General features: G+C 43.9%; 7 protein-coding genes and 3 pseudogenes. 4 read left to right on the plus strand and 6 right to left on the minus strand.

All coding sequences use genetic code 11. The features are described from left to right. Positions 1–377 precede the first annotated feature (377 nt). Positions 378–455, plus strand: a pseudogene (locus IQ234_RS10085) (transposase); the annotation flags it as partial. Positions 456–505: 50 nt separating this feature from the next. Here the strand turns inward: IQ234_RS10085 and IQ234_RS21770 are convergent. Next, positions 506–946 (minus strand): annotated as a pseudogene (locus IQ234_RS21770) (Uma2 family endonuclease); the annotation flags it as partial. 285 nt (positions 947–1231) lie between these two features. Continuing rightward, complete coding sequence (locus IQ234_RS10095) at positions 1232–1432, minus strand: hypothetical protein (RefSeq protein ID WP_193956997.1); 201 nt, start codon at positions 1430–1432, stop codon at positions 1232–1234. Positions 1433–1691: 259 nt separating this feature from the next. Here IQ234_RS10095 and IQ234_RS10100 point away from each other — a divergent pair, with 259 nt between their 5' ends. Then, positions 1692–2360, plus strand: coding sequence for a lysophospholipid acyltransferase family protein (locus IQ234_RS10100; RefSeq protein WP_002773597.1), 669 nt, complete (start codon positions 1692–1694; stop codon positions 2358–2360). 153 nt (positions 2361–2513) lie between these two features. Beyond that, positions 2514–2858 carry a hypothetical protein gene (locus IQ234_RS10105; protein ID WP_002768216.1) on the plus strand — a complete coding sequence of 115 codons (345 nt, stop codon included), beginning with the start codon at positions 2514–2516 and terminating at the stop codon, positions 2856–2858. Here the strand turns inward: IQ234_RS10105 and cbiB are convergent. Genes cbiB through IQ234_RS10120 form a run of 3 tightly spaced genes read right to left on the minus strand, consistent with a single transcriptional unit; the run spans position 2829 to position 4676 of the window. Beyond that, the gene (cbiB, locus tag IQ234_RS10110) at positions 2829–3809 is read right to left on the minus strand and encodes an adenosylcobinamide-phosphate synthase CbiB (RefSeq protein ID WP_193956998.1); all 981 of its coding nucleotides are present in this window, start codon (positions 3807–3809) and stop codon (positions 2829–2831) included. The two genes, IQ234_RS10105 and cbiB, sit on opposite strands and share 30 nt — an antisense overlap. A gap of 2 nt (positions 3810–3811) precedes the next feature. Beyond that, positions 3812–4285, minus strand: a complete 474-nt coding sequence (locus IQ234_RS10115) for a GFA family protein (protein ID WP_110980741.1) — start codon at positions 4283–4285, stop codon at positions 3812–3814. Continuing rightward, the gene (locus IQ234_RS10120) at positions 4233–4676 is read right to left on the minus strand and encodes an Rrf2 family transcriptional regulator (protein WP_002745459.1); all 444 of its coding nucleotides are present in this window, start codon (positions 4674–4676) and stop codon (positions 4233–4235) included. Before IQ234_RS10120 ends, IQ234_RS10115 begins: the two co-directional genes overlap by 53 nt. A gap of 300 nt (positions 4677–4976) precedes the next feature. Here IQ234_RS10120 and IQ234_RS10125 point away from each other — a divergent pair, with 300 nt between their 5' ends. Then, positions 4977–5366: an AbrB family transcriptional regulator gene (locus tag IQ234_RS10125; protein WP_002737568.1), complete on the plus strand. Its 390-nt coding sequence runs from the start codon at positions 4977–4979 to the stop codon at positions 5364–5366. A gap of 83 nt (positions 5367–5449) precedes the next feature. Here IQ234_RS10125 and IQ234_RS21950 read toward each other — a convergent pair. After that, a pseudogene (locus IQ234_RS21950) lies at positions 5450–5713 on the minus strand (transposase); the annotation flags it as partial. Between the last annotated feature and the right edge of the window lie 371 nt (positions 5714–6084).

Consider the following 6084-nt stretch of genomic DNA (forward strand, 5'->3'; position numbering starts at 1 on the left):
ATTTCCGATGACCTGTCAACGGTTACGAATTAGGGAAACCTCTAATCAATTTAACGCCCAAAGTCCGAAAACTACACATGAAAAGTTTCTCTTGATTCCGTTTTCTTCTCTCTTTAGACTGAGCGGATTCACTGCGATTCGCTTTAATTATAGCGTTTCCTAAGCTAGTGAGGTACGCCTATTTTTCTTCCTTTTTGCCTTTTGCCTAAAACCCATAACTTTTGTAACTCAGCAGACTGAAAAACACTATAATATTCAGTATCATCAATTTTTTCATCGTCAAAGAGTAAAGGAGCTAAAGATTATTTTCATGTCATCCCACACAATGAGCCAACATACACAAAAAGATATGAGTCTTCACTCTTTATACCGATGGCGTTGACGGTCAAATGAATACCAAAATAAAGCTTATTAAAAGAATAAGTTATGGATTCACCAATTTTGAACATCTTTGACTTAAGCTGTTTGCTTGCTTTAATTCATAACAAAAATTAACACACGAAAACCAGAAGAGCCTAACACCTAAATCTGCATAAACCTGGAGGCGATTTTGAGAACTGCTAGTGACATCAATTTCTAGCACTAAATCTGGTGCTGGATCTTCAGAGAAATTCAGTCGCTTTTTGCCGCGAACCGCATCAATATTGTAGATGTAGAAACACTTATCAGGTTCAGCACCACTTATTTCTGGTCGTTTGAAAGTAGTAGAGCCAAGAGGATATATTTGAACGGCTAATTATTCTGCGATAGTTTCCACAAAACGACCGAGAACTTCTTTAGTAAGTTCATGTTCTGGAGAAGGAGCCATGATTTCTAATGTACCACAATTGTAAGTGAGCCGAAGGCGGCGATTGTTTAATTCTTCTAGCAGTGTTTCGTAGGTTTCCCAACTAATTCCTGATAGGTTAATTATTTCAGTCGGTGGCGCAATTACTGTTGCAGTCATAGGTTAAAATAGAAATCGGGATTGCTGAATCAAGGTATGAATGCCAACTGTGCATCGTATCCAAAAGTTATTCGGGTCTAGGTTTTAAAAATCCCACAAGAGAAGATTCATATCTCAAATCAGCAACGCCTAGAAATCTAATGCTTCCATTTTAGGATATTACCGTCATTAATACAGGAATTTCGGATTGCTTGGCTTGTGCCAAGGCTCTGACTTTTATTCAGTGAACTGGGAGTAATCAGGTACAGCGACTTTCCTCCCCGTTCCCCATTCCCTTATCAAACCCTAGAAATCATCAGGAATAATCCATTGGGTCGGTTGCGTCAGTTTTTTTAGTCTAGCGGCTTCTGCCATTTCTAACATCTTGTCCAAAGAAGTTTCGGCAATAAATTTGGCTGCTTCGGCGGCATGGGTTTGATTGGGACATTTATCGCCTAAAATACAACCATTTAGGCAATCTACAGCACAGTTTACCTGTTTTTCCATAAAAAATCTCTTTTTCTGACTAGATTTGGCCTTTATATTTTAACCCAACTTTTTTTCAGTACCCAAGCAAAATCAATGACACATCCTGCTAATCCTTTTGCCGCTCTCAACCGTAGGTAAGTAATTATGCCAGTTAAGAAAGCGGCACGCTTAACCTTTCCCTAACCCATAAATTGCTATATATTTTGATTGTGTGAGGAGTGAGAAGAAAGCAAAGTCCTTGGGGTCGAAACACGGCAAGACTCCCAAGGGCTTTTCCATGTCTAGGGAACAATTGTCAGTCATGAACCAGCCTCAAGAGCGAGAACCTTTTGCCAGTTTAGTTTTATATCATCTTTTTAAATGGTCGATCGTTAGCCCCACCCTGCACGGCTATTTTCGCGGTCGCGTTTACGGAGTGGAAAATGTCCCCCGTCGTCATCCTCTGATTATCGTCTGCAATCACGCCAGTTACTTCGATCCACCCCTGTTATCCTGTGCCGTACGTCGTCCCGTAGCTTATATGGCTAAAGAGGAATTATTCACCATCCCGATTTTAAAACAGGCGATCGCTCTTTACGGGGCCTATCCCGTCAAACGCAGCAGTGGTGATCGCGGGGCAATTCGGGCGGCGATGGGAGCATTAGCAGCGGGCTGGGCAGTGGGAGTGTTTCTGGAGGGAACCCGCACCGAGGACGGATTGATCCATCAACCAAAACTAGGCGCGGCGATGATTGCCGCTAAAGCGGGAGTTCCCCTGTTACCCGTCAGTTTGTGGGGAACAGAAAAGATTTTTCAAAAAGGTTCTTCTTTTCCCCATAGTATCCCCTTAACTATTCGCATCGGCGAAGTGCTACCGCCACCGATTTCTAGCAAAAGAGAGGCTTTACAGGCAGTTACCGAGCGCTGTGCCGAAATTATTAACGGATTACACGCCCTCGGACGCTAAATCTTTGCCTTTTGCATGAGTAGAAAACGGGTTTCTCCGAGAAACCCGTTTTCTGTGCGTTACTCAACGGATTTAGTCTTAGATTTCTTTCCCCCACACTTTCAAGTCGGGAATCTAGGCTAAAATTGGCATAACTCGACCATCGCCTCGATCATGTTCTTTTTTGTCCTCGGCTTCAATCTAGGCTTAACTTTATTTAATTGCTTTCTAGTCTGGAAATTGTGGCAATTGCGGCGGATTTTAGGGCGAGTGACCAAAATTTTAAACCGGGTGGAACGACGTTTACACCACATTTTTTACCCCGCCCCCGAATATATTGTCATCGCTGGGGCGAAAACCTATCATCTCCGACAAAACTATCAACGTCTCTGCGGACAGATACAGATACTGCAATCCCTATTCTTGACCTTCTCCCTGATTATCCGTTACTGGCAGCGTCAATCCCGTCAACGCCGTCGCCTGTGGTCGCTAAAATTGAGCAAAATCTCTAGCAACTAAGCAGCTAACAGCGATCGCCAACCAAAGTAATACACAAGTACGAGTTAAATGCAAAGCCTGTTCGACGGTTTTGAAAGTAATCGGGTTGAGGTCATCGCCCAATAAGGGTTTTTCCACAATCTGGCCCCGATATTGATTTTTTCCCCCCAATTGCACCCCCAAAATCGCCCCATAGACGCATTCACTCCAACCGGAATTAGGACTAGGATCCCGACGGGCATCGCGCCAACAAATGCTTAAAACCCGCCCCGGCTGGCCCGAAATTAGGGCGAGAGTTAAGACCGTTAAACGACAGGGTAGCCATGTCAAAATATCCTCGCTTTTGGCACTAAACCAGCCCATATGGGTGTAGGGTGGCCGACGATAGCCAATCATCGAATCGAGGGTACTAGCAGCTTTATAAGCGCAAGCGAGGGGAACTGGCCCCACCCCCAGAAAAGCACCGAGAAGGGCATAAAAAAGCGGCGCGGTAACTCCATCCACACCATTTTCACTGACGGTTTCTAATAGGGCGCGAAGGATTTCTTCCTGGCCGAGATTATCTGTGTCGCGACCAACGTATAAACTTAGTTGACAACGAGCTAAGGTGATATTTTCCGCTTGTAAAGCTGCGATGACTGTTTCGGCAGCCCGGCGTAAACTTCTACCGGCTAAACAACTAGCCAAGAGAATCACTTGTACTAGGCAACTCAGCAGCAAATTGACCTGACCTAACCATTGGATTCCTAGCCAAGTTAAGACCCCAGCCAAAATAATTAAACCTAGTCCCAGAATTATGCCCGCTAAACGTTGGCAAATTTTTTCCTGCGTCCAATTAAGAATAACTTTGGTGGCCACGGCAATAATCGCCCCCATCACCTGCACTGGATGAATCCACCCCCAGGGATCACCGATCAGATAATCTAAAACCGCCCCTAATACTAAAATGATCGCCGTTGCCGTTCCCTTCACAATTACTCCCTTTTCCCATCGATATCCCGAATTTTCTCGATATTGTCTTCCCAGTTAGCCCCATCAAAGAACTGAATCTGAAAATCTTCCAAGACATTGCCATCCAAACAGCGCAGGTTTATATCTATAGCGTCAGGATGGGAGCGGGGACGATAGAAAGGATGAATACCACAAACACGACAAAAATAATGTTGGGCTGTGTGGGTATTAAATGTATAGGTACTTAAAAAATCTTCACCGCTTAGGAGGGTAAATTGTGCTGAAGGAACAATCAGATGCAGAAAACCTTTTTTCTGACAAATCGAACAATTACAGTCTAGAGCTTGATCATGCTCGATCGCCACTTGAAAACGGATCGCTCCACAGTGACAACCTCCCCCATAAATCTTTGCTTGTTTTGTTGCTGTCATAACTTCTAAACTACTAAACAATAAAGCTGGTTTCCTCTCCCCTAGCGGCGATCCAGCTACGCGCATCGTAGTATAAATCCGCTAAGGTAATCTTCCCCAGGGCCTCTTTTAATTTCTCGTGGAGGTGTTTCCAGATAGTAAATGTCACCCAATCTTCTGCCTGTTCGTCCTTGGGATGATAACCTGATAATGGCTCGATCGTCTCTCCCACCGCCTCCAAAATTTGCCCCAACGAGATACGATTTGCCGGCCTAGCTAACTGATAACCCCCTTGCGATCCCCGAAAGGAACGAACTAACCCCGCTCGTCGCATTTCTATCAGCAATTTCTCTAGATAAGCGGCCGGGATATCTTGACGCAGGGCGATCGATTTTACCGATACGGGAGTTCCCCTCGGTTGTAAACTAAGATCCAGCAAGGCTTTAACACTATAGTGACCCCTAGTTGTTAGCTTCATTATCCCTCATTTTTACCTCTTTATCTCTATCCTACCCCCTGCCCTCATTGATGACAGAAAGGCTAACCTCCCTTCCCTCAGCATCTCGATCAACATTGATAAATTCTGTTAAGATTTCGATCGAGAGATAGAGTCTAATCAATTACAATCAATTTCCCCAAGCAAGTGATAATTTTTAGTTTATACCGTGTAAGATAAGTGTAGAGATCAATCGTAACCCGATTGTTTCTGGTCAGGGGGAGCAATTCTCCTCGACTAGCCTTGATGACCCTAACCTTTACTTATCTACTGCAAACTTAAATGAACACAACTACTAATCCAGAACCCCTGACTGGCCTCGAACTAATTGAGAAAGTTAAACAGCTAGGCAACCTCAGCAAAGAGGAAAAAGCCCGGGAATGCGGCTACTATACCATGACAAAAAATGGTATCGAACGCGTTAATATGATGAAATTTCTCAATGCTTTAATCGATGCTGAGGGAATTGACTTAGATAGCAGTGCCAATGGTCATGGACGAGGTGGGCGCTCGGCCAGCTACCGGATCAGTGTCCAATCTAATAATAATCTTCTGATCGGTTCGGCCTACACCAAAAAAATGGGACTCAAACCGGGAGATGAATTTGAAATTACTTTGGGGAGAAAACATATTCATCTCAAGCAAGTTGGCGCCAGCGACGACGACGAATAGCCATAATTAAGGAGAGAGCCGTTTCACTCTCTCCTTGCTATGAGATAGGATCTGCTGAAAAAGTCGCTCCAGAAATCATGCTATTAAATGCCACTGATTTGTCGTCCCATTGATAAGTTTTGCTTGGGCAAAACAACTTTAAACATAATTTTTATTAAAGAGCAGGACTGTCTTAGTTCATTTGTTCGCAAAAAAGCCAGAAAGACAAAAAAAGCCCAAAAAAACTGCCGAAGCAGTTGGGAAAGATTGACAACCAAAAAGATAATAGCAAGGACAGTTCCTGAAGTTTCAGGTAGTTTTGTCATGACCAGATTGAAACTAAATCTTCTCTTAGCTTGTCCGGACTTTCTGGGAGCATCTCAGATGTGCAGAAATACCGACAATCAGCAATGATCAGTCATCCTTAAATTAGTACGAATGTATGAACAACCGCGTCTAAGCATCCCACTGCAAAAGCTAATCTGCAGCGGGATTGAGGAAAAAATCGCCATTAAGCGCCAATTCTAGAAGATAGTTTCCCTGGAAAAATCCCCACTGGCTAGATTGACAAAAATCAGATGCAGCCGCAGGTAGGGCTGGCTGAATAAATCTAAAAACCTTGTTGGATAAGCTGTTCGTAATTTAAATTGCTTGTTGAGATCAGGCGTTCGGCAGGGGGCGGTTGGCGGTTGGCAGGAAATTATTTTTATTTATTCTCCCCATTTCCCCATTTCCCCAT

Origin of the sequence: Microcystis aeruginosa LEGE 91341 (assembly GCF_015206885.1) — a bacterium.
Lineage (GTDB): Bacteria > Cyanobacteriota > Cyanobacteriia > Cyanobacteriales > Microcystaceae > Microcystis > Microcystis aeruginosa_H.

What these genes read in the sequence shown, in the direction of transcription:
- IQ234_RS10105 (WP_002768216.1), top strand. Translation starts at nt 2,514, where the DNA reads ATGTTCTTTTTTGTCCTCGGCTTCAATCTAGGCTTAACTTTATTTAAT.
- IQ234_RS10100 (WP_002773597.1), top strand. Translation starts at nt 1,692, where the DNA reads ATGTCTAGGGAACAATTGTCAGTCATGAACCAGCCTCAAGAGCGAGAA.
- IQ234_RS10120 (WP_002745459.1), bottom strand. Translation starts at nt 4,676, where the DNA reads ATGAAGCTAACAACTAGGGGTCACTATAGTGTTAAAGCCTTGCTGGAT.
- IQ234_RS10115 (WP_110980741.1), bottom strand. Translation starts at nt 4,285, where the DNA reads ATGCGCGTAGCTGGATCGCCGCTAGGGGAGAGGAAACCAGCTTTATTG.
- IQ234_RS10095 (WP_193956997.1), bottom strand. Translation starts at nt 1,432, where the DNA reads ATGGAAAAACAGGTAAACTGTGCTGTAGATTGCCTAAATGGTTGTATT.
- IQ234_RS10125 (WP_002737568.1), top strand. Translation starts at nt 4,977, where the DNA reads ATGAACACAACTACTAATCCAGAACCCCTGACTGGCCTCGAACTAATT.